The sequence below is a fragment of the Methanobrevibacter sp. DSM 116169 genome (genome assembly GCF_046197865.1).
Classification (GTDB): Archaea; Methanobacteriota; Methanobacteria; order Methanobacteriales; family Methanobacteriaceae; genus JAHKLT01.
The window spans coordinates 44,507-69,553 of sequence record NZ_CP166990.1 but is presented as its reverse complement, the minus strand read 5'-3'; the positions used below and the strand labels follow the sequence as shown (position 1 = coordinate 69,553).

Here is a 25,047-nt window from a genome sequence, read left to right as displayed (position 1 = left end):
CTAAGGCATGTATTTTTCTAATGAATTATTATAATTATCATTCAATGTATCAATATTAATATTAACATCATCAATAATTAAAGATTTTCCTTTAACCTCACCAATACAAGTTGCTGGAACATCAATATTATCTAAAATATCTTCAATAACATCTTTTTTAACAGTGATAATATATCTTCCATGGCTTTCAGAATATAATAAATTATTTAATGACATATCACCATCTTTAATGATTTTTGATGTATCAATTTCTGCTCCAATATTACCAGATAATGCCATTTCTGCTAAAGCTATAGCTATACCACCTGCAGAACAATCATGAACAGCAGTAATATTTTTATCTGAATCATTAGAAATAAGGTTTAAAACTGTTTGTGCATTATTAAACTCTTCATCTATTCTAACTTTTGGAGCTTGACCTTCTTGAATATTGTGAATTGTTCTATGATATTCAGAGCCTTCAATCTCATCATAAGTTTTTCCAATTAAAATGATTTGATCTGAATCTTCTTTGAAATCCATAGTTCTAATATTTTCAAGTTTTTCAACACCAATTACACCAACAGCTGGTGTAGGGTTAATTTTAATTCCTTCAGTTTCATTATAAAAACTAACATTACCACTTATAACAGGAGCTTCAAACTTCTCAGAAACCATTGACATACCTTTAATACATTCTCTAAATTGCCATAAAATATTAGGATTTTCAGGATTTCCAAAATTTAGGCAATCTACAACTGCATAAGGAGTAGCACCCATTGATACAACATTTCTTATTGATTCTGCAACAGAACCTGCACCACCATCAAATGGAGATAATTTTGTATGAATTGTGTTAGAATCTGTAGATAAGGCAATAGCTACTTCATCATCAATTTTTAAAACTGCAGCATCATCACCAGGTTTAACAGCAGTTCTAATTTGAACTTCATGATCATATTGTTTATAGACCCATTTTTTACTAGCTAGATTAGGTGATGAGATAAGTTTAAGTAATGATTCTTTTATATCAGGATCTTCAACTTTAGTTAAAGCTTTTTGAGGCTCGATTGGAGTAATTTCTCTATTTAAAGAAGGAGGATCAGCAAGTAAAATAGTTGGTAAATCAGCTATTAACTTTCCATTATCCTCAATAATCATATTATTTCCATCTGTAACTGTACCTATAACACTTGAGATAATTTCATGTTTTTTACATATTTCATGTGCTAATTTGACATCATCAGGATTTAATACAAAAATCATTCTCTCTTGAGATTCAGATAACATAATCTCATATGGAGTCATGTTTTCTTCTCTTAAAGGAATATTATTTAAATCTACAATAGCTCCATTTTCAGATGAATCAGCTAGTTCTGAAACACAACATGTAAGACCTCCACCACCAAGATCTTTACAACCTGTAACTTTAATCTTTTCATATATTTCAAGTGATGCTTCTAAAACTTTTTTCTTAGTAAAAGGATCAGCTACCTGAACAGCAGGCCTATCTTCTGCTTCACTATCAGAAGTTAACTCTTCAGATGCAAATGTTACACCATGAATTCCATCACGACCAGTAGCTCCACCCATTAAAAAGAAAACATCTCCTGTATTTGGAGCAGCACTTCTAACAACTTTATCCTTCTCAACAAGTCCTGCACACATTACATTAACTAGAGGATTTGTTCTAAAAGATTCATCAAATTCTACTTCTCCACCAACAGTTGGAATTCCTACCCTATTTCCATAGTCAGATATTCCATCAACTACATGTTCAAAAAGATATCTTGATTTTTGATCTTCTAAAGGACCAAAACGTAAACTATCTAAAATAGCTATTGGCATTGCACCCATTGAAATGATATCTCTTAAAATTCCTCCAACACCAGTACCTGCACCACCATATGGTTCAATAGCTGAAGGATGATTATGACTTTCCATTCCAACAGCAAGCGCATATTTATCAGTGATAGATACTAAACCAGCATCATCTCCAGGCCCTAAAATAATATTTTTTCCTTCAGTTGGAAATAATCTTAAAATAGGCCTACTACTTTTATAAGAACAATGTTCTGAAAACATTACATCGAGCATTCCTTCTTCTAAAGGATTCATTTCTCTTTTTAAGATTCCCCTAATATATTCCTTTTCAGAATCTGTTAAAGTCATTTAATCTCCTCCATTATTTTTTAATATAAATTATAAGATCATGTTCTTCAATTTTCCAATCTTTTATATAATAATCATCAACTTCAAAGTTTGCATTACATACATCTTCAGTAGTCATAATTAAAGAATTAGCCCTAATTTCATTAACAATAATACCTTCTTGATTATTAATCAAATCAGCAAAATCTTTACTAGATTTAACAATTACATGAATATTAGCTTCAACATCCAAATCCATGTCTTTTCTCATATCTTGAACACGTCTAATAAGTTCACGAGACATAGCTTCAGATAATATTTCAGGAGTAATTTTTGTATTTACAAAAACATTACCTCCATCAAATTCTGCACTAATCATATCATTAGGTAATTCTGTATCAAAAAGAACATCATCAGATGATAACTCTATTAATGATCCATCTTTATCAATAGTTAATTTTCCATTATCATCTAATTCATTTTTAATCAAATTACCATCTGCATCTGCAAGATAGTTTTTAACAAATCCCATATCTCCTTTAAGTCTTGGACCTAAAGTTTTAAGATTTGGTTTAGCAATAAATGAAAGATTTTCAAATTCTGATGAGGTTAAAACTTCTTTTGTATTAGATTGATCTTTAATAATTTCTTTTAAATCATTAACAGCATCTAAAATCATTTCATCTTGAGAAACAATAGTAATATCAGATACTGGCCACCTAAGTTTATATTTAGCAGAATCTCTAGCTCTAGCAGCTGAATCAATGATATTTCTTATATTATTCATTTTTTCTTCTAAATCCGGATTAATATCTTTTTCATTAAACTCCCAATCATTCATATGAATACTAGAATTATACCTAGATTTAACATTTTTAACTAGATTTTCATGAATTTCTTCACTAATATATGGTGAAATAGGAGCTAAAGCATTGATTAAGGATATTAAAGCTGTGTATAAACTATAATATGCACCTAATTTATCTGGATCATCACTTTCAACCCAAGTTCTGCCTCTAATCAATCTTACATACCAACGACTTAAATCATCTAATATAAATTGGTTGATTTTTCTTGTAGCATGATGAAAATATAAATTATCTAAATCTTGGCCTACTTCTTTTACTAAAGTATTAGCTCTTGAAATGATCCATTTATCTTCATCTCTTAAAATAATATTATTTTCATTACAATTATCAGGATTAAAATTATCTAAAGACATATATGTAGTTGAAAAGACATAAACATTCCATAAAATATTAAACATTTTGTTTACATTGTTTAATTCATCCCAAACAAATTTTAAATCTTCCCATGGTTTATTAGCCCATAATAAGTAGAATCTTAAAACATCAGCACCATGTTTTTCAATAACTTCTTCTGGAGTTACAACATTTCCAAGAGATTTACTCATTTTCTTTCCATCTTCATCTAATACAAAACCATGCATTAAAACTTTTTTATATGGAACTTCATCTAATGAAATTACTCCACTACCAAGCTGAGAATAGAACCAGCCTCTTGTTTGATCATGGCCTTCAGTAATAAAATCATATGGATACCATTCATTAAATGCTTCTTTTTCATTAGGATAATACAAAGAAGCCCAAGGAGCAACACCTGAATCCATCCAAACATCTAAAACATCAGGAATTCTAGTCATTTTAGAGTTACATTTTTCACATTTTAAATGAATATTATCAACATGTGGTCTATGAATTAAATCTTCATCAGAAACTGTTATATCTTCTAAAGATTTATTTTTAAGTTCATCTAGAGAACCTACAACTTCAATATTTTCACAATCTTCACATTCCCAAATAGGAATAGGAATTCCCCAATATCTTTGCCTAGAAATTGTCCAATCCTTAGCATTTTCAACCCAATCATGGAATCTACCAGAACCAGCCCACTCAGGTACCCATTTAACATTTTTAATTTCACTAAGCATTTTGTCTTTAATTTCAGTGACTTTTAAAAACCATTGTTTAGTAGCTAAATAAATAATAGGAGTTTTACATCTCCAACAAACACCATATCTATGTTTAATTGTTTCAGCCTTATATATTAAATCTTTATCTGTTAAATCTTGAATAATAGTTTCATTTGTTGATTTAACAAAACCATTTTCATATTTACCTGCATCAGATGTAAAAATCCCTGCTTCATCTACTGGTGAGAAGATTGGTAAGTTGAATTTTTGACCCATTTCAAAATCATCTGGACCATGGCCTGGAGCAGTATGAACAAGCCCTGTACCTTCACCAAGTTCTACATGATCACCAGGTAATAATTTATGAACATTTTCAAATTCTGTATCAAATTCAGCTTGTTTTGGAATTTCACTAGCTAATGGATAAACATATTCTAAAAATTCTAATTTTTTTCCTTTAACAATGTCTACTACATCATATAGAACTTCAATTTCTTCTAAGATTTCTTCTTCATCATCATCTTTTTGAATTTTAGTTCTATGAATTTTTTCTTTAGGTCCTAAAACTGTTTCAAGTAAATTTTCAGCTAAAATTAAAATTTCACCATCTTTTTTAACAAAAGCATAATCAAAATCAGAATTAATAGAAATAGCTAAATTTGCAGGTAAAGTCCAAGGTGTTGTTGTCCAAACTAAAAAATACTCAGTTAAATTATTGTCTTTTAAAAACTTATTTTTTAATGGAAATTTAACATAAATAGATGGATCTTCTTTATCTTCATAATCTATTTCAGCTGCAGCAAGTGCAGTCTCACAATGAGGACACCAACTAATTACTCTTAAATCATTAATAAGTAAATCCTTCTCATGAGCTCTTTGCATTGTCCACCATGAAGATTCCATAAATTTTGGATCTAAAGTTTGATAAGGATTTTTCCAATCCATCCAAACACCAATATCTTCAAATTGTTTTGTCATGGAATCTTTATGAGAAATTGCAAAATCTCTACATTTATCTACAAATTGATCTATTCCAATTGTTTCTTCAATTTCTTGTTTACTTTTAATTCCCATTAATTGTTCAACTTTATGTTCAATTGGAAGACCGTGCATATCCCATCCTGCTTGACGTCTAAGATTAAATCCTTCCATGGACTTATATCTTAAATGTGCATCTTTAATGATTTTATTCCAAGCTGTACCAAGATGAATGTTTCCACTACAATATGGAGGACCATCTAAAAATGAATATTTTGGTCCATCTTTTCTTAATGTGTTTATCTCGTCAAAAATTTCATTATCTTGCCAAAATTTTTGAACTTTATTTTCAATTTCCTTATGATTAAGTGATTTTTCTGCCTCTTTTATTGGCATGTTATTTCTCCTTATTTAATAAAAATAAAAATGATTTTTAAAGTGATGATTAAGTTTGTTTAAATTAAAAAAAAGAAAAATTAAATATAAGTTTCTAATAGGAACCTATATTTTAATTAACTCTAAAACTTAGAAAGTTCTTGTTTTACCTTTAACAACATTTTCAGTAATAACTGATATATCTTCTAACCATGTATCAATGATGTTTTCAACTTTTTTATCAACATCTTCCATTTTAAAACCTTCTTCTAAAATAATTTGAGAAGATGCAGCTTTAGGTTGATCAATAGGTTTGCCGATTTGACTTAAAATCATGATATGAATCTGTTTAATACCTTCAACATTATTAACAACATCATTAGCTATTTCATTAGAAAGAATGTTATAAATTTTACCTACATGGTTAATAGGGTTTTTACCAGAACTAGCTTCCATAGACATTGGTCTACAAGGAGCAATTAAACCATTTGCTCTATTACCTCTACCAACAGAGCCATCATCTCCCATTTCAGCAGAAGTACCGGTTACAGTTAAATAATATCCAGCTTCACTTGCAGAATCATCATTATCTGCAGTGTTTACAAAGACTGTTACATCACGAGTAGTGTATTTACTTGCAAGATCTAGAACAATATCTTTTAGCTCTTCCCTAATAGCAATGTACTCAGGAATATCACTAATATATTTTGAAACCATAGCACAAGCAATAGTTAGAATGATTTTATCATTTTCTCTTAATCCCATAACTTTAATATCTTGACCAACAGCAGGATGTCTGGTTTTAAATGCTTTAGAATTTAAAAGTTCTTCAGTAGCTAAAACTAAAGATTCGACTTCAGAAAATGGTGCATAACCTACACCAAATGAAGTATCATTAGATGATGGTGCCCCATCTCTTTTAAATACATCTACTAAATCTCCTGAACCATGTCCAATTTTACATTCTACCACAGTATCAGTTTCAACATTTAAATTAATAATAGTATCATCTAAATATTCTTTTGCAGCTTCAATAGCTACTCTATCTAATGGAAATTTAGTTCCCTCATATTCTGAAACTCCTCTTCCAGTTAAGAGAATGTCGATTGGTTTTAAAATTTCTCCACCACCGAATTTAGGATTAGATTCACCTGCAGTAAGTTGGACTTCATCAGTATTATGGTGCAATACACCACCTAATTCATCCAAGTACATATTACATAATGCTTTACTAACAGATTCAGCAATCCCATCACTAATACTATCAGGGTGTCCGATTCCTTTTCTCTCCACAATTTCAATGTCTAAATCTTCAATATAAGTTTGATTAAGTTCTTTAACAAAAATATTTCTCATTTTATCATCACTATAAAATAAATTATTAATATATATTTATTTTTATTGATTAAATAAAATATAAATGTTAGTATTGGCATTGTCAAAAACTTATGATGAAAATTTTTAAAGTTATATAGTTTCATATATGAAAAATATTGTTTATAAATTTTTGATTAAAAGATTACCAAAAGAACATACCAATTAAAATTGTTAAAATAATCAATAATATAAATGAAAATCCAATGCACAAGGCACTGTATTTATAAAAACCATTTTTTCTCCTAATTTCGAATGGTAAAATTTTATTCATTAAATCTGGGCATAAAACTAAATAAACCACAATTAATGAGAAAAATATTAATAAAAAAGAAATAACTATAGGTGGAACTCCATTAAAGAAAAATGAAGATAAACAGAAAAATCCATATCCTATAGTACAAAGACCACAAATTGACCCTAATACCCAATAATGTCTAATGGAATATCCAAAAACCTTTTCATTTGAAATTATCTCACTTTTTTCATTAAAACATTTATCTTTTCTAAAAAACATGACCATGAAAGGATAAAACAATACAAATCCAAAACCTAATCCCTGAATAAAATTATTTGAGAAATAACCCAAAATAGAAAGTTCTATGGATAATCCCAAACTAATAATAGACCATAATATAATTTCAGCTTCAAATCTAGAGTCCATATTAAAATGTTTCTTAAGAAAATCCCATGTAAATATAAGTGAAAATGGAAAAAATGCTGCTAAACTTACACCTAAAAAAAATGGTAAAAATGCACCGGGATATCTAAAAGAAATTAAAAAAGCTGTTATGGCTGATCCAATTAAACATAAAATAAATATCATTATTGTCTGAATCTTTAATTCTTTTGAATTTAAAGAAGTTGAAGGTGAACGCATAATTTCAAGGAAATTTTTACTCATCAAATCACTTTTATATTAGTTAACAAAAAAAATTAATTACTGGACACTCCCCATAATATTTTCTTTTGAATTATCATATCGTTTCTTTTCATATTTACTACCCGAAAAATGTAATCACTAAATAAGATAAAATATTAATATAAAAAGAAATATAAAATATTCATTATTATATAACATATAAATATAAAATATCTATTTGAGTAATTTAAATATAACTATATTCAATAATTATTTAAATCTATTAAAAATTATACAATAGATAATATATTTCCAAATGTGAATATAATTATATTAATATATAAAATTATCGAAAATATTTATAGAAAAAAATTTTAATATAAAATTAATGAAAAAAATTTTAATTTATAACAAAACTGAAAATAAACTATTAAATCAAGAATTTCAATGCAATAATAGCTTTTATGAAAAATTTAAAGGATTAATGTTAAATAAAGACTTTAATAAAAATTTAATATTTAAATTTAATTCTAAAAATAGATATAATTCATCAATACACACTTTTTTCATGTGTAAATCAATTTATATTTATTTTATTGATAAAAATTATAGAGTTTTTGAAATAATTAAATTAAAACCATGGAAAATAGCTATACCTAAAAAAGAAGCTAAATTTGTATTAGAAAGTTATAATAAAATTAATTTAAAAATAAACGATGAAATTAAAATTCAATGTCATCAGGACTTTTAAAAACAGTTAAACCTTTAAAATCATCTAATTTTTTAGTATTTTCAATGTCTATTGCCCTCATATAAATAGTGACTATTTTACCACCAGAAATAGCTCCATAAGGACATGCATCAGCACAAATGCCACATCCAGTACATTTTAATAAATCAATTTCTTCATAAGGTGTAATTGCATTATTTGGACATGCGATAGCTGCATCACATGTAGAACATTTGGTGCATTTATTTAATTCTAATTTAGAAGGTAGAACTGTATCAACTGGTCCTTCTTTTAGATCAACTGGTACAATAGCTACTTCAACTGCACCTTTACCAGATTGAGCAACTGCATTTGTAACTAGATTATCAGAAATTCCATAAACTATTTTAGAAACTGTATTAGCTGTTGCAGGAGAAACTACTAATAAATCATATTTACCTAAAGAAAATCTACCAGTAAGAGGATAGCTATATTTTTGAGAAGAATCAGATACTAATTCCCTATATCTACCACCAGTAATATTTACTAAACGATTGTATAGGCCATACATCTTTAAAACTTCTTCACCAGAAGCAGATAAAAGAATTGTAATCTCATGAGATTTAGCTAAAGATTCAATTACTTCTACAGATTCTTTTAAAAGATGTCCTGCTCCTGTAATTGCCCAAGCTATTCTCATAAAATCACACTATAATTTATGATATTTGTATGGATTTTCATCATTAAAAGCATAATGAACTGATGTAAATTGACTCATAAATTCAGTTACTTCATCTTTAATGTTTTTATCTTCCATAGCTACTTTTTTAATAAATTCAGCTACTTCATACATTTCTTTTTCTTTTAATCCACGACGTGTTAACTCTTGTGTTCCCATTCTAATTCCTGAAGGATCATCACTACGATGAACATTATCTCCAGGTAATAAATTCTTATTTAAAATAACATTGTTTTCTTCTAATTCTTTTGCAAGAACTTTAGCATGTTTAACACCAGAAACATTCATGACAATTTGATGAGACTCTGTAAAACCTAAATCTTCACATAATACATCAAAACCTAATTCATATAGACTTTGAGCTAACTTTTTAGAGTTTTTAATAGTTTGTTTAGCATAATCTTCACCAAATTCTAACATTTCAGCTGTAGCTATTCCAAGACCTGCTAAATGATGTAAGTGATGATTACTTACAACACCAGGGAAAACCGCTTCATCAATTAAGTTTTTATTTTTAGCTTCTGATAAAATGATTCCACCTTGAGTTCCAGGAAATGTTTTATGGGTACTTCCCATTACAACTTCAGCACCTTCTCTTAAAGGATCTTGGAACTGTCCACCAGCTATTAAACCTAATACATGAGCACCATCATACATAATTGTTGCTCCAACTTCATTAGCAGCATCAACAGCTTCTTTAACAGGATGAGGGAATAAAAATAAACTTCCCCCAAATAAAATAATCTTAGGTTTTTCTTCAAGTATTTTTTTAACCATTGCATCAGGGTCTATATTCATTACATCAGTATTAAAAGGATGAGAAATTGTTTTAAGTCCTCTAATACCAGCAGCACTTACTTTTGCATGAGAAATATGTCCCCCATAAGGAACTTCTAATGCCATCATTTTATCTCCTGCATTAGCAAAAGCAAAAAATACTGCAAGATTTGCAGTTACACCTGAAACAGGTTGTACATTAGCATACTCTGCATTATAAATCTTTTTAGAAAGTTGTATAGTTAAATCTTCTATTTGGTCAATATATTTACAACCTTCATATAATCTGTGATGCGCTTGACCTTCAGCATATCTATGAGCTAAATCAGATGCAACAGCATTTTCAACATCTGCACTAGTAATATTTTCACTAGCTATTAAATTCAAACTATTTTCCATCCATTTAGAATGATCTTGTATTAAATTTTCAAGTTTTACAACATTATCTTGGTTTTGAGACATGAATTAACTCCTTAATTGAAATTATAATTAATAAAAATTATTTATGATAATATCTTTAATTTTTAGTTATTATATAGTTTAATATGAAACATGTAAAAATAAATATTCAACAGAAAAATTTAGTTTAAGGTGTTAAATTTATTTGATTTAAAAGAAAAAGCTTATTAATATAATTAAAAATAATATAAAATACTGGACACTGTTAATATTTATAATAAAAATATTTTTAGTAGTATATTACTAATTTTTTTAAAATTAGTAGTTTAATACTAATATTTTATCAGAAGCGAAATTATGTAAAATATTCTTATAATTAATCTTTATTTTATTAAATAATAATATTAAATCTTTTAATTAAGTTTTTAGATATTATTAATATTCAATATCGATTAACTATATTTAATTTTTAAAAAATAATTTTTGAAAATTTTTTATACAATAATTAACATTATTAATTAAGAAAAGGTGTTAAAAATGGATAGAAAGAAGTTAGCTATTGATTTTGCAAAATCTTTAAATTTTCCTCAAATTGAAAAGGTTATTTTATTTGGTTCGGTTGCTCGAGAAGAAGATGGTGATGAATCAGATATTGATATTTTAATTATTACTAAAAATGAAAAAGATGATTTTAAATTTGAAGATGAAATCTATAGTATAGCTTTTGATAAACTCCTTGAAACTGGAGAATATTTATCTGTAAAAATAATATCATTACAACATTATAAAAAATATAAACATTTCTCTTTTTATAAAAACATTGAAAAAGATGGTGTTTTAATTAGATAATGAAGTTGCATTATATTAATAATATTTTTTTATAAAATCAATTTTAAAGCCTATCTAAAAGTAAATTTATGTAAATAAGGATAATTAATGTATTTATCTAATTATAAATAGTTTATATTTATTTTAACTAATTTATTCCTTTTATTTTTAAATATTTTTGATATTGGATAATTTTTTGAATTTTTAAATAATAAAAATCATATTTTTTCATGTTACTGTTTAATATAAATAATTAAATAACAAATTTACAATATAAGTTAAAAAATAAATATTTGGTGTTATTTTGAGAATAAACTTTTCTAAAATTATGAATGATTCTGTTCATACTTTAAATCCTATTGAATTAGTAATACATTTAATAATTATTTCTTTTATATTGACTTTTTGTTCTTTCTTTGCTGCTGGTATGATTACATCAAGTTCTAATGCTAATCCGATTTTAGTTTTCTTGGGTTGTGAATGTATATTATTTTCTTATTGGATTGCAGTATTTTCACTAAAATTTTTAAATAAACATTTTGATATGTTTGAAAAAGATAATCCTAATAAAAATACATTTGAAGGATGGATTATTGGTTTGATGTTTTATGGAGTAGGATTTTTCTTTTGTTTGACAATTATTTTCCATGCTTTTGGTAATTATATTGTAGGTATGGGAATTGGTTTAGTTTTCGTTTTTCCTCAATTAGTTATGTTTTTTAGAAGAAAAACTTGTTTTAATGAAAGAAGCCGAATTATTTCAAATGAAATAAGTTTGGGTTATGAGCCTAGACATTATTGGTTATTAGGACTTATTTGTGGATTTGCTACTATTGGATTCGGATTTTTTTCTTTAGGTTCTTATTTATCTTCTGGAAATCCACCATTAATTTTTTGCCTAATTGTTATTATTTTATCATTTATGATAATTTCTTTGATATTATCTCCTGATTTAATGAATAAAAAGTTACCATTTGAAATAAGAAAAAATAATGGATTTAATTATTATTTTGTATTATGCATAATATTTTGCTTAATTTTTGCATATATTGTTTATTCATTGTGGGGCTTACTTTTAGGATAACTTATTTTAGAATTACTTCATATTTTTAAGTTTACAAAATAAATTTCAATAATATAAATTATAATATGTCAAAATCAATCCTAAAGTCTACCTAAAAGTAGATTTATGTAAAATATAAAAATAATTAATAAAAAATAAAATAAAAAAGAATTAATTAATATCTTCTTCTATCAACTAATTCTTGACGTTTACCAGGATTCCATCCACCAGAAGCAGATTTTGCACGGCCTACTTGTTGTACATATCCTGTAATTCTATCATACCATTCAACATCTTCTCGCTCACCACAAGTTGGACATTGTTGATTTAATCCTTTCATGAGTGTTTTACATTTAATACAGAAACTTAATGCAGAACTATATGCCCAAAATCCAATATCTGATTTTCTAGCCATTTTATTAGTTAAACTCATTAATGAATCAGGATCTGAATAAGATTCTCCCATAAATGCATGGAAAATATGTCCACCAGGAGTTAATTTATGATATGGTTCTTCAATTTTTATTTTATCAACTAAAGATACATCTGAATTTACTGGAACATGGGAAGAGTTAGTATAATAGCTAGCTGTTTCATCTCCTTGAGAAATAGCTTTATCTCCAAATACTTTTTTATCTAAAGAAGCAAATCTATAAGCAGTTGATTCAGCAGGAGTTTGTAAAACAGTCCATCTTAAACCTGTTTCTTGTTTTAATTCTTTAGTCCTATCATTCATGTATTCTAAACATTTAAGACCAAATTTATTTGCTTCAGGATTATCAATACCTTCACCAAATAATGCAAGTAACATTTCATTTAATCCAACAAAACCAAAGGATAAAGTGGAATTTCTAACTCTATAATAAGTATCATCTTCAACTTTTTGATCTAAGAATGGTAATATTTTAAAATCATCTAAACATTTTAATCCTTGTTCTCTTCTAAGCATTAAAGTTTCAACAGCTAAATCCATGTATTCATCTAAATATTCGAATACTTGAGATTCATCATTAGATTGATATCCAATTCTTGGGAAATTTAAAGTTACATAAGCCAAGTTACCAGTTCTTAGACAATCTTCATCCCAATCACCTGTCCAATTATCTTGCAAACAGGTTCTACAACCCATATAATTAGCCATGTCATTTCTGTATTTAGGTAACATGTTTACAAAATAAGGAGATCCATATTTAGCAGATAATTCATGAACTAAATGTAAATCTTCATCAAATTCACCTTTTAATGTTTCATCACGTAAAGTATATATTGTGTTTGGGAAAAGATGAGGTTTACCTTCACTATCACCAGCAAGTAAAGTTTCAGTAAATGCTTTTTGGATTAATCTAGTTTCTTCTTCAAAATCTCCATATACTCCTACTTTTTCTCCTTTAGGTCCATATGCTGTAACATTTTGTAAGAATTTTGGTACACTGAATTCTAAAGCTAAACTTGTAAATGGAACTTGAGAACCACGAGCTGCATAAGCCATGTTTAAATTATAAACAAGCATTTGAACAGATTGTTTAATCTCTTCATAAGATCTACCTCTAGCAAATGGTGCAACAAATACATTCCAAAGAGACATTCCTTGTCCTCCAGACATGTTTTGCTGAGCAGCAAGCATAATCTCACCAGTATGGTTCATTAATGTTTCCATGTGATTTGGAGGTGCTGCAACAGAAGTATGATCTCCAGTACCATCTACTTTAAGACCATATTTAATAAATGTCCTAATATCATGTTGCATACAGTTTAATGGTCTACCTGCAAAAAATTCCAAGTCATGAATATGAACATCACCAGACATATGAGCATCAGCTAAATGAGATGGGAGCATTTTTAAAAGAGCATATTGTTTTAGTGCTTCATCAGCAACATATTTATGAATACTTTCTGGATTATGAATCATGTTTGCATTATCACGATTACCATTTTCAATTAATGAAGTAATATTATAAACAGGAATACCTAAACGAGTGTATCTGCTTCTTAAATCTTCTAATCCATATTCAACTAATTTAGTGTTTACAATTTCCCTAATCATTGGAGCTGTTAAATATTCTACATTGAGTTTTTTAAGTTCTTTCCAAACATCAGTAGCTATTTCAAATGCTGTTTCTTGTGAAGCACCAGTTTCTTCTACAAGAGTATTAGCTATTTTTGACATATCAAAAGCTTCAATAGTATCGCGAGAAGTACGTACTTTTAATTTTGTACTAGCTAAGTATTTATTAGCTATTTGCTCATCAACATCTTCTAAATTTTCATATACAATATTTTTAATTTCTTTTGTAGAAATTCCATCATATAAAGAAGATACAATATTAGCAATTATTTTATCTGATTCAAAAAAAGGAACTTCAACTAAAACTAGAGATTTTAACAATTTTTCATAGCTAAATCTTTCAGTAATTCCATTATTTTTCTTAACACATATTTTTTCATCTTTAGAGAGATAATCTGCAATTTGTGACCTTTTATCCATATAATTTCCCACCAATTAAATAATTTTATAAGATTTATAATAATAAATTTTTATTGATACTCCATTTGAGAAGTAAGTATTATTTTAGAAATAACTAGTATAATAAATGTTCGTTTATGAGCGAACGATATTTTAAAAGAATACATCTAAAGAACTTTGTTTAGATTTATCACTTTCAAAAAGAGAATTAATACCAAATTCCTGAATTTTTAAACGTTGTACAAGATAATCAGAAACAGGATATCTATCAACAAGTTCTTGTGAAATATCTAAATATTTTACAACAGATCCTTTTGATACACTTAAAATAAGATTGCCTCCACATTTACATTTTCCAGATAAAGGCATACGTCTATATTTACTATTACATTTAGTGCATCTAACTTTTTGTTTTGAGAAGGCCCTTACATTACCCATAATATCAGGTAAAAAATGAGAAGATAAAACACGTTCTACAACATTTCTTTGATCAACAGCTCTAATAATCTCAGCAAGAGCAATTTGAGATTCAACCTTTTCTTTCATAGAAGGTAAAGTTTTATAAAGACATATATTAGGACCTGCATGAATATTAGAAGTATTATGTGAAAACATTAATCCTTCATATTGAGCTGGAGTACCGAGATGTTTTTCAACATTATCAACTAAATCAAGAACATCACTTGGTTTTAATGGATCTTTAGTTTTTTCAAAAAATTCTAAAGGAAATTTTTCCATTACATCAATATTGTGAGATTCATCATCGATTTCTTCAGGATCTATTCTTGAAGATAAAATCAAAGGAGCATCCATACTTCCACCACGAGTATTTGGAAGATAAGATTTAGAAAAATTGATTAAAGGATCAAGTAAAAGCATAATAGCATCTTCATCACTATCACAATTTCTACGTTTAGCAGAATGGAAATAAGGATGAGCATAACAAGCTAAAGCATTTGTAAAACCTACAATTCTTCCAAGAACTCCTGCAGATGTATGAGGAGCAAGACCTGCAATCAAATGACCAATTAAATCAGATTTATCTTTAACATTATAAAAACTATCCATTCCATAGAATTTAACAAGTAAATCATCCATAAAATTAGCTATTTTAACTAAATATTCTCCACAATCATTAGAGACAACAACATCTTGAATTTTAAGTTCAATAATTTGATCTTCATTTTCTATAGCTTCACCATAGCAATCATGAGTATAACCCATTTCTAATAGCTTATCTACAGTAACTCCAATTTCTTTAGGAATGAAATGAGTTAACGGTAAATCAGTTGAATCATGACGAATAGTAGCATCTTTGAAGGTGAAAACTTCATTTTTAGCTCTTAGGATGCCTTTTTCTAAAGGTTCAGGTAGTTTTGATTCAGAAATCATTCCTACAACACCTTTAATTTCATCAACTCTTCTAACTCCAACATTATCAGAAGCTTTTTTAAGCATTTTAGATAAATTGATTGTTTTAAGGCCTGATGGACCAATAATAGTAGGTTCTCCACAATATGGACAGATTGAACCAAAAGAACTTAATTTACAACTAGTACATTGTCTTTTAGCCATTTCAATTTTAAGATTTCCTTTTTTAGCTGCAGTAGAAATAAGACGTCTACTACCTCCTGCAGTAGAAATTGGAAATAAAACATGAGGAGCTGGTCTCATTAATCTTTCTTTAGATTTTTCTGGTCTACCAACACGAGTTCCAATATAAGTAGGAGCTTTATCCTTAATTTCGATAGCTGTAATTTCATTTATAGCTTCTACAGAGGTATTTTGATTTATATCTAATTTCTTAGTAAGTGTATTTAATAATGCATATCCCTCATCATAAGTTAAAACAATTTTATCATCTTCAATAGTATGAGGAATACATAAAACTTCTAAAACTCTTTTAGGATAAGAAAGTTTTAATTTTAAGCCCTCATCAGAAAAAGATTCTCTTGAATCATCTAATAAATCTATTAAAGAGTTTAAATCTCCTATAGTAACATCATTATAACAATAAGTATAATCAGGATGTAAAGGAACATCATATTTACTTGAAATATTAAAAGCTTCCTCAGCAGAAATAGAATCATGTTCTAACTTATCTAAATCTAAATCTCCCTCATTATATTTATCACTGTTTTTTATTGTTTCTATCCACCATTCACTACACCAAGCTGATGGAAGTAAATATTGATTATTTCTTAAAAATTCTCCAAAAGCAACTAACATATCACCTAAGAATAAAATTTCAGAGATTTTACCCTTAACTGCTTTTGCCTCTTTAGAAGTTTTTAGCTTAAGCACATCTCCATTTTTAAGTTTAACGGTCGGTCCTTCAATTGAATCAACAGGAACAGCACAATTACCTTTACCTGGTCTTTCAATTTTTAATTGTGTTCCAACAGCAATAAACTCAAGTAATGTCATTGTAGCAGGGCTTACACCCATAGCTGCAAGACCTGTATTTCTAGATCTTCCATATCTTAATCTAAATCCACCCTTCTCAGAAGGATAACCTAAAACAGGTCTTCCACCAATAATATCTTGAATATATTTTGGTTCTTCAACAACTTTTTCTTCCTCAGCTTCTCCTTCTTTAGCTTCTTTTGGTGCTTCTTTAGAATATTCACTAAGCCATCCCCAGCTATTTAATTTAAGAGTACTAGCTATTTTTGAAATCTTTTTAGATTTTTGAATAACTCCTTCAACCATAGCTAAAAGAGCACCACCACGAATATTGTTTGTTTCAACTCTTTCTAAATCCCTATGTGAAACTTCAACTTGATCTGTTGGTTCACCTGATACTTCAACAGGAATATTACGTGCTGCTAATCTCACCTCATCAGGAGTAGGAGAATATTGGAGATTTGTTACCTCAGATTCATATAATTCTACTTCTTCAACATATCTTTCAATTTCTTCATCTACAGGTTTAAAAACATCTAATTTAATAGCTTCTTTAATTTTATCTCCAATTAAAACCGCAAGTGCTGCTGCAGTTCCCCCTGCACTTCTAATAGGGCCTGCAAAATATACTGCTAAATATTCAGTAGAATCAAAATTTTTCTTAATTGCAACTTTAGAAATACCTTCTAAAGGAGCTGCTACTACCCCTTCTGTTAAAATAGCTAAAGCTGTTCTAAGACCTTGATCTGCAAGTTCTTCTTGTGTTTTTTCCTCTTCAATTTTAAACTTACCAGATGCAATATCAGCTGCTATTTCAAAAGCTACTTCTTCTCTTGACATATCGTTTTCTAACTGCTTTATACGATTAGATATTCCTTTAGGTCCAACTAACCCTTCTACTCTTTCAGCTAAATCCTTAGCTAAAGGTACTTCTGTTTCCAATTCAACGTCAAGGCCTTTAGATCTAGCTTCATTAGCTATTGCATATAATTTTTGTGTTTCTTCTTCTAATTTATCAAAATAATCCATTTTATCCCTATTAATATAGAATTCAACTATGTAATATATTTATAAAAATTGCTATTTAATAGTATTTGATGAAAGAAAAAGAATAAATAAAATATATAAAATATTAAAAAAGTTTTGAAAATATTTAAATTAATTTAAAAAATCTATAAAAAATGATTTAAAATAGATATTTTAATAAACATTAAGAATTTTCATGAAAATGCAATATATAAAGCTATAAATAATTTTAAAAATATAATAAAAATCAGCTAAAATGCAAATGAGGCATATAATGTACAATAAGATAAAAAATACTATAAAAATTTTTAGTTTTCTAATGATTTTTTTACTTGTTTTAGGGGGAGTATCAGCAATAGATTCAAATATTGATGATATTAATTTAGATAATCAAGAAATAGAAACTAAAAGTGAAATAATTGCAAGTACCAATAATTATAATGGTTTACAAGGATACATAGATCAAGCTAGTCAAAGTGATGTTATAATATTAAATCAAAATATTACATATAATCCAAGTACAGATTCCCCATACAGTGAAGGAATACTAATTAATAAATCTTTAACCATTGATGGGGATAATTTTGCAATAAATGGAAATGATATAGCAAGAATCTTTAAAATAACTGCAGATAATGTAATTATTAAAAATATCATATTAACTAAAGGAAATTCCACATCTGGTGGTGCAATATATAATGTAGGTGAAAATACTACATTAATAAACTCTACTTTAAGTTATAATACAGCTAGTAATCAAGGTGGGGGAATTTTTAATGCAGGTAATAATTTTTCAATAACAGGGACAAATACAATTTACAATAATACAGCTATGGTTGGAGGAGCAATTTTTAATGTTAATTCAATGAATTATTTTGGAATGGATCAGAATGAAAATCATACTGGAGCTAATTTTTTAATCAGTGGTTCTAATATCTTCTATAATAACTTAGCTTCAGGATTAGGAACAGGTTATGGAGGAGTAATCTACAATAATAATGCTGCAGGTTTTACAATTCAAGGAAATAATAGATTTGAAAATAATAGTGCAACTGAATCTGGTGTTGCAGGAGTAATATATAATGTAAATGGCCATGATTTTAAAATAATTGGAACTAACTTATTTATAAATAATTTTGCTGGAAGTAGTGGAGTAATAGAAAATGCTGAAGGAAATAACTTTATTATTGATGACCAAAACTTATTTTCAAATAATATTGCAAATTCTAGTGCTGGTGCAATTCAAAACAGCGGAAATAACTTCCAAATAACAGGTTCAAATAAGTTCTATAATAATTCTGCATTAACAGATTTAGGTTATATGAATGGAGGAGGAGCTATTCAAAACAATGGAGATAACTTCCAAATAGCTGGATCTAATGAATTTATAAACAATTCGGCTATTTCTTATGGTGGAGCTATTATAAACTATGGAATAATGTCCATAAGTGGTTCAAATAAATTCTATAATAATAGTGCAGGAATTTATGGTGGAGCAATAGCTAATGAATATGGTGGAAATATTACAATTCGAAACACCGAATTTAAAGATAATAAAGCTAATGGGCATGGAACAGCGATTTTTAATAGGAATTATGAAAGTGTTTCATCAACTGATAATAAAATAACAATTATTATTACTAGGATATACTTATATGATTCAATATTAGAGGGTAAAGATTATTTATTATCAAATCTTGGATATTTATCTTTAGAAAGTAATGAAATGACTTCTGATAGAGCACCTATTTATTTCCAAGCACATAGTAATGATAAGCTTAAAGGCCATAGAAATATTGTAAGTGATACAAACTTAATAATTTTAAATAATACATCCCATAATGCATTATATAATTCTACAATTAAATTAACAGCAATTTTAACAGACGATAATGGAAATATAATTGTTGGAGAAGAAATTGAATTAAAAATTAATAGCTGGTTTGAAAAATCTAAAACATATAATTCAACAACAGGAATTTATACAATAGAATATACAACAGACACCCAAGGAATTAATATTGTTACAGGAAATACAACATACTTTAATAACCTCAATATATTAAATGGAACTATAAATGTTGTAGATAATGAATTTAATGTTGAAAGTACATTAAATGGTAATGATTTAACAATAGAAATTAATTTTACAGATTTGACTACATCAGGAAATATGAAAATTACAATAGGCAATAGGACTTATACTATTGAAGTAGTTAATGGAAAAGCTTCAACAACAATTACAATAGATTCAAATGATTATCAAGCATATGTCGAATATATATCAAATGGATATTTAGATTCTGGAAAATATACGGAATTTAAAAATAATACAGAAATAAAAATTGATGTAAAAGATATTGAATTAGGAGAAAATGCCACAATAACTATTGAATTTGCATCAAATATGACAATTGATTTTACAATTCAAATAAATGGCAATGACTATATTATAAATATTGTAAATGGAACCGGAACTAAAAGTATTTCTGGTTTAAAAATAGGGAATTATACAATAATAGCTAATTTCACAGGAAATCAAACACATATAAGTTCTTATAAAAATGCTACATTTGAAGTTACTAAAATTGCAACTACTACTTCAATTGCTGCTCCTTCAAATCTTAATTATGGTCAAGCTATTACAATAACAATAACAATAAATCCAAAAGCAACTGGAAATATAAGTTTATACATTGGAGAACAGTTTGTTAGAACTTTATATTTAATAAATGGATCTGTTACATATACAACAACTATACCTGCAGGAATTTACTTTATAGAGGCCGTATATAATGGAAATGAAAATTATAGTAGTAGTTTAAAAAGACAAAAATTCCAAGTCAATAAATACAACCCTACAGTTACAATTGATGTAAATAACACTGAATATGGGAAAAACACTCCAATTAAAGTTACTGTTAGTTCTACACTTTCTGATGCTATGAATGGAACAATAAATATATTTGTTGGAGGTAAATTATATGAAAACCTTCTTTTAACAAATGGCCAATATATTTTAACAGTTAGTGATTTAGCTGCAGGTAATTATCAGATTGAAGTTTGGTATAATGGAAATGAAAAATACAATGAAATTGGATCAAGTAAATCATTAACAATATCTAAGAAAGCTCCACAAATTATTACTGATACAAAAAGCACTAATTATGGAAAAGATGTATCCATTAATATTACATTAGTACCAGAAATTGAAGGAAATATTACAATTTCTATTAATGGAGTAAATAAAGGAACATTTAATTTAACTAACAGTAAATACACTTATTTATTAAATAATTTAATGCCTGGAACATATAATATTGTTATAACATATAATGGAAATGAAAATTACACAACAGTTTCAGAAAATATTAATATAGTAGTAGAAAGTGATAAAGTAAAATTAAATGTTAGTACTCAAGATATTATATATGGAAAAGATGCTATAATAACTGTAAAAACAAATGAAACTGTTACAGGAGAAATAACTTTAAATATTGATGGTGTGCTATATAAAAAAGCAATTAATGGCAGAGAAGTCCAATTTACAATAACCGGATTATCTGCAAAAACTTATGTAATAAATGCAAGTTACAGTGGTAATCAAATTTATGCACCAGTTTCAAATCAAACAAATCTTAAAGTAAGTAAATCCAATTCAGCAATAAATATTACTACTACTTATAATAATGCTTCAAACACATTAAATGTTGAAGTTAGATTAAATAATACAGCTAGTGGAATAGTTACTATAACTATTGGTAGTGAAAGTAAAAATATAAGTTTAACAAATGGAAAAGGTTCTATTAATTTTGTTAATTTAAATAAAGGAAATTATACTTTAAAAGCATATTATCCAGGAGATGGTAACTATTATAACTCATCTTCTTCTAAGCAAGTTGAAATAGCTCCAAATACTATTTTAACAGTTGCCGATATTGAATTATATTATAGAAATGGTACAAAATTAATTGTTTATTTATATGATTCTAAAGGAAACCCATTGAAAAATACAGATATCATAGTAAACATCAATGGTGTTGATAATAATAGACGAACTAATGAACTTGGAATAATGGAAATGAGTATAAATTTAGATCCAGGAAATTACACTGCCATAACAAAATATGGACTTTTAGAAGTTAAAAGTTCTGTAAAAGTTTTATCTACTATTGAAGGATCTGATATAGAAAAAAGTTATAGAAATGGAACACAATATCATGTTAAAATATTAGATGGACAAGGAAAACCAATTGTTGGTAAAAATGTAACAATGAATATTAATGGAGTAATATACCAAAGAGTTACTAATAATAATGGAATAGCTACTTTATCTATAAATTTAGATCCCAGAACATATATTATAACTGTGCATCATCCAGATAATAATCAAGCACACAGTAATATAATTAAAGTATTAAGTACAATTGAAGGGCAAAATATTGAAAAATACTTTAGAAATGATACCCAATATTATGCTACATTATATGATTCTAAAGGAGCACCACTTGCAAATCGTGAAGTTGAAATGAACATTAATGGAGTTATGTATAAGAGAAATACAGATAGTAATGGTATTGTTAAATTATCTATTAATTTAGACCCTAATACATATATCATAACTGTGCATCATCCTGATAATGGACAAACATATAGTAATTTAATTAAAGTATTGCCAAAATTAACTGGAGAAGATTTAACAAAACAATTTGGAGCAGCTGGTGCATATTTAGTAAAATTGGTTGATAATCAGGGAAATGCTTTAAAAGATGAAATAATTTCAATTAATATTAATGGAGTATTATACCATAGAACTACTGGTAGTGATGGAATAGCTCGTTTAAATATTAATTTGAGTTATGGAAGCTATATTGCAACTGCATCTTGGAGTGATTCAGTCACTTCAAATATTATAAAAGTAGTTTAAAATTAATTTTTTAAACTACACATAATTTAAATAAGATAAAAAAAATATTATATATACAATTATAAACTATAAAAAAAGGAGATTAATATGTCAAAAAAGGACGATAAAATTAGTATGCCTCAAACTGGTGCAGGTTTAGTTAGATATTTCGATGAAGAAAGTGTAGGACCTAAACTTTCCCCAGAACACGTTGTAGCTATGAGTATTATACTAGCTATTTTTTGCTTTGTTTTAAGATTCTCAGGGTAGACTTTAAAAAACTTTTTATCCTTTTTTAAAAAAAGGAATTTATTTTTATTTATTTTAAGGAATTATAAAATGATAACTAAAAGAATAATCCCTTGTCTAGATTGTGACCTTCAAGTTCCAGAAGGTAGAGTAGTTAAAGGTGTTGAATTTAAAGAAATTAAATATGCAGGTAATCCTGTAGAATTAGCTAATAAATATTATGCTGATGGAGCAGACGAAATAGTAATTTTAGATATTACTGCATCACATGAACGCAGAGAAACAATGAAAGATGTTGTTGAGAGAATAACAGAAAATGTTTTCATTCCAATTTGTGTTGGTGGTGGAATTAGAACTGCTGATGATTATGTTAACATGTTAAAAGCAGGTGCTGATAAATGTTCTACAAATACTGCAGCTATTCAAAATTCTAATGTAATTAAAGAAGCATCAGATGTTGTAGGCTCACAAGCAGTTGTAGTTGCAATTGATGCAAAAAGAAAATACATCGATTCACCAGAAGAAGCTAAAGATAAACATGTAGTTGAAACTGATAATGGATATTGTTGGTTTGATACTAGTATTTACGGTGGGCGTGAATTTACAGGAATGGATGCTGTTGATTGGGCAATGCAATGTCAAGATCTTGGTGCTGGTGAAATTCTTCTAACTAGTATGGATGGAGATGGAACAAAGGCAGGATATGATATTGAACTTACAAAAGCTGTTAATGATGCAGTTGATATTCCAGTAGTTGCATCTGGAGGAGTTGGAAAACCTCAGGATATTTTAGATGTTTTTGAAAAAACAGATGTTAGTGCAGCTCTTGCAGCAAGTATTTTCCACTTTAATGAATATCCAGTTCCTGAAGTTAAACAATACTTAAAAGATAATAACATTAGAATCCGATGAAAATCGAAAAAAGTATTGATCTTGATTTAACACAATATTCAGGTCAAACTTCACAAGCTCCTTGGAAAAATATTGATAAAACATTCGAGGAGCTTCTTTTTATTAATAATCAAGCTATTTTAATTAAATTAACTCAAAAGAATAATACCTTAATTTATAACTATGAATTACCTTTAGATTGTGATTATACAGTTAAAAATAAAGATATAGAACGAGAAATAGCTAATATTTTTGATTTAAACTTTGATTTAGACAAATTTTATACTTTCCTAAAAGATGATGAAAAGCTCTCACCATCAATTGATTTTTGTAAAAACTTAAGACTTTTTTTAGCTAAAGATAAATTTGAATGTATCATCTCATCAATTTCATCATCAAATAACTCAATAGCTAGATGGACTTCTTCAATAGATAAAATTAAAAGTTTATGGGGAGAAGAATATAAATTTCCATCTGGAACTTTTTATAGCTTTCCTAAGGTTAAATCTTTAGAAAATAGGTATGTTGATGATGATGAAGACCTTGAAAACTGTGGAAATACATTAAAAAGTTGTGGTGTAGGTTATAGAAGTAGCTATATAAAAAATGCATCTAAATTCTTTTTAGAATATGATTTAAATGAAATTTCTAAAATGGATTATGAGGAAGCTTTTAAATTTATTCAAGAAGTTCCAGGTGTGGGTCCAAAAGTAGCTGATTGTATTTTATTATATGGATTTAATTTTAGAGAAGCTTTTCCAACTGATGTATGGATAAAAAGAATTATTTCACATTTATATTTTGATAATGAAGATATATCAGTTAAAAAGATAAGAGAATTTGGACTGGAAAACTTTAAAGAAAATGCTGGTTATATTCAGCTATATTTATTTCACTATGCAAGAAAAAGTGGTATGCTTAAAAAATTAAAAAGGTAA

Annotated in this window: 15 protein-coding genes; 7 read left to right on the top strand and 8 right to left on the bottom strand. The window is 27.5% G+C overall.

The window, feature by feature from the left end:
- The 4 genes from purL to ACA134_RS00295 all read right to left on the bottom strand — a co-directional run bounded on the left by purL (position 1) and on the right by ACA134_RS00295 (position 7,694).
- Complete coding sequence (gene purL / locus ACA134_RS00310) at positions 1-2,151, bottom strand: phosphoribosylformylglycinamidine synthase subunit PurL (protein ID WP_409200204.1); 2,151 nt, start codon at positions 2,149-2,151, stop codon at positions 1-3.
- Positions 2,152-2,164: 13 nt separating this feature from the next.
- Positions 2,165-5,437 (bottom strand): isoleucine--tRNA ligase, encoded by a 3,273-nt coding sequence (gene ileS / locus ACA134_RS00305; RefSeq protein ID WP_409200203.1) that lies wholly within the window; start codon positions 5,435-5,437, stop codon positions 2,165-2,167.
- 129 nt (positions 5,438-5,566) lie between these two features.
- The gene (locus ACA134_RS00300) at positions 5,567-6,772 is read right to left on the bottom strand and encodes a methionine adenosyltransferase (RefSeq protein WP_409200202.1); all 1,206 of its coding nucleotides are present in this window, start codon (positions 6,770-6,772) and stop codon (positions 5,567-5,569) included.
- A 163-nt stretch (positions 6,773-6,935) separates the two neighbouring features.
- A complete protein-coding gene (locus ACA134_RS00295; protein ID WP_409200201.1) occupies positions 6,936-7,694 on the bottom strand; it encodes a hypothetical protein in 759 nt (252 codons plus the stop codon).
- A gap of 346 nt (positions 7,695-8,040) precedes the next feature.
- On the opposite strand from ACA134_RS00295, the gene ACA134_RS00290 reads away from it, so the two are divergent.
- Positions 8,041-8,403: a hypothetical protein gene (locus ACA134_RS00290; protein ID WP_409200200.1), complete on the top strand. Its 363-nt coding sequence runs from the start codon at positions 8,041-8,043 to the stop codon at positions 8,401-8,403.
- Here ACA134_RS00290 and ACA134_RS00285 read toward each other — a convergent pair.
- Positions 8,375-9,061, bottom strand: coding sequence for a dihydromethanopterin reductase (acceptor) (locus tag ACA134_RS00285; protein WP_409200199.1), 687 nt, complete (start codon positions 9,059-9,061; stop codon positions 8,375-8,377). The genes ACA134_RS00290 and ACA134_RS00285 overlap by 29 nt on opposite strands.
- 9 nt (positions 9,062-9,070) lie before the next feature.
- Positions 9,071-10,339 (bottom strand): serine hydroxymethyltransferase, encoded by a 1,269-nt coding sequence (gene glyA, locus ACA134_RS00280; RefSeq protein ID WP_409200198.1) that lies wholly within the window; start codon positions 10,337-10,339, stop codon positions 9,071-9,073.
- 474 nt (positions 10,340-10,813) lie between these two features.
- Between glyA and ACA134_RS00275 the strand changes: the two genes are divergently transcribed.
- Positions 10,814-11,125 (top strand): nucleotidyltransferase domain-containing protein, encoded by a 312-nt coding sequence (locus ACA134_RS00275; protein WP_409200197.1) that lies wholly within the window; start codon positions 10,814-10,816, stop codon positions 11,123-11,125.
- Positions 11,126-11,408: 283 nt separating this feature from the next.
- Positions 11,409-12,188, top strand: a complete 780-nt coding sequence (locus tag ACA134_RS00270; RefSeq protein WP_409200196.1) for a hypothetical protein — start codon at positions 11,409-11,411, stop codon at positions 12,186-12,188.
- Positions 12,189-12,342: 154 nt separating this feature from the next.
- Here ACA134_RS00270 and nrdD read toward each other — a convergent pair whose 3' ends face one another.
- Together nrdD and polC are read right to left on the bottom strand one after the other, a co-directional pair.
- Positions 12,343-14,664 (bottom strand): anaerobic ribonucleoside-triphosphate reductase, encoded by a 2,322-nt coding sequence (gene nrdD, locus ACA134_RS00265; RefSeq protein ID WP_409201102.1) that lies wholly within the window; start codon positions 14,662-14,664, stop codon positions 12,343-12,345.
- A 120-nt stretch (positions 14,665-14,784) separates the two neighbouring features.
- On the bottom strand, positions 14,785-18,066 hold the full coding sequence (polC, locus tag ACA134_RS00260) for a DNA polymerase II large subunit (protein WP_409200195.1): 3,282 nt from the start codon (positions 18,064-18,066) through the stop codon (positions 14,785-14,787).
- Positions 18,067-18,382: 316 nt separating this feature from the next.
- On the opposite strand from polC, the gene ACA134_RS00255 reads away from it, so the two are divergent.
- The 4 genes from ACA134_RS00255 to ACA134_RS00240 all read left to right on the top strand — a co-directional run bounded on the left by ACA134_RS00255 (position 18,383) and on the right by ACA134_RS00240 (position 25,047).
- Positions 18,383-22,990, top strand: coding sequence for a beta strand repeat-containing protein (locus ACA134_RS00255; protein ID WP_409200194.1), 4,608 nt, complete (start codon positions 18,383-18,385; stop codon positions 22,988-22,990).
- Between the two features lie 87 nt (positions 22,991-23,077).
- Positions 23,078-23,239 carry a preprotein translocase subunit Sec61beta gene (locus ACA134_RS00250; protein WP_409200193.1) on the top strand — a complete coding sequence of 54 codons (162 nt, stop codon included), beginning with the start codon at positions 23,078-23,080 and terminating at the stop codon, positions 23,237-23,239.
- 69 nt (positions 23,240-23,308) lie between these two features.
- Complete coding sequence (gene hisF, locus ACA134_RS00245; protein ID WP_409200192.1) at positions 23,309-24,130, top strand: imidazole glycerol phosphate synthase subunit HisF; 822 nt, start codon at positions 23,309-23,311, stop codon at positions 24,128-24,130.
- Complete coding sequence (locus ACA134_RS00240; RefSeq protein WP_409200191.1) at positions 24,127-25,047, top strand: DNA glycosylase; 921 nt, start codon at positions 24,127-24,129, stop codon at positions 25,045-25,047. The genes hisF and ACA134_RS00240 overlap by 4 nt, the downstream gene beginning before the upstream one ends.

What these genes read in the sequence shown, in the direction of transcription:
- purL (WP_409200204.1), bottom strand. Translation starts at nt 2,151, where the DNA reads ATGACTTTAACAGATTCTGAAAAGGAATATATTAGGGGAATCTTAAAA.
- ileS (WP_409200203.1), bottom strand. Translation starts at nt 5,437, where the DNA reads ATGCCAATAAAAGAGGCAGAAAAATCACTTAATCATAAGGAAATTGAA.
- ACA134_RS00300 (WP_409200202.1), bottom strand. Translation starts at nt 6,772, where the DNA reads ATGAGAAATATTTTTGTTAAAGAACTTAATCAAACTTATATTGAAGAT.
- ACA134_RS00295 (WP_409200201.1), bottom strand. Translation starts at nt 7,694, where the DNA reads ATGAGTAAAAATTTCCTTGAAATTATGCGTTCACCTTCAACTTCTTTA.
- ACA134_RS00290 (WP_409200200.1), top strand. Translation starts at nt 8,041, where the DNA reads ATGAAAAAAATTTTAATTTATAACAAAACTGAAAATAAACTATTAAAT.
- ACA134_RS00285 (WP_409200199.1), bottom strand. Translation starts at nt 9,061, where the DNA reads ATGAGAATAGCTTGGGCAATTACAGGAGCAGGACATCTTTTAAAAGAA.
- glyA (WP_409200198.1), bottom strand. Translation starts at nt 10,339, where the DNA reads ATGTCTCAAAACCAAGATAATGTTGTAAAACTTGAAAATTTAATACAA.
- ACA134_RS00275 (WP_409200197.1), top strand. Translation starts at nt 10,814, where the DNA reads ATGGATAGAAAGAAGTTAGCTATTGATTTTGCAAAATCTTTAAATTTT.
- polC (WP_409200195.1), bottom strand. Translation starts at nt 18,066, where the DNA reads ATGGATTATTTTGATAAATTAGAAGAAGAAACACAAAAATTATATGCA.
- ACA134_RS00255 (WP_409200194.1), top strand. Translation starts at nt 18,383, where the DNA reads ATGATTTTTTTACTTGTTTTAGGGGGAGTATCAGCAATAGATTCAAAT.
- ACA134_RS00250 (WP_409200193.1), top strand. Translation starts at nt 23,078, where the DNA reads ATGTCAAAAAAGGACGATAAAATTAGTATGCCTCAAACTGGTGCAGGT.
- hisF (WP_409200192.1), top strand. Translation starts at nt 23,309, where the DNA reads ATGATAACTAAAAGAATAATCCCTTGTCTAGATTGTGACCTTCAAGTT.
- ACA134_RS00240 (WP_409200191.1), top strand. Translation starts at nt 24,127, where the DNA reads ATGAAAATCGAAAAAAGTATTGATCTTGATTTAACACAATATTCAGGT.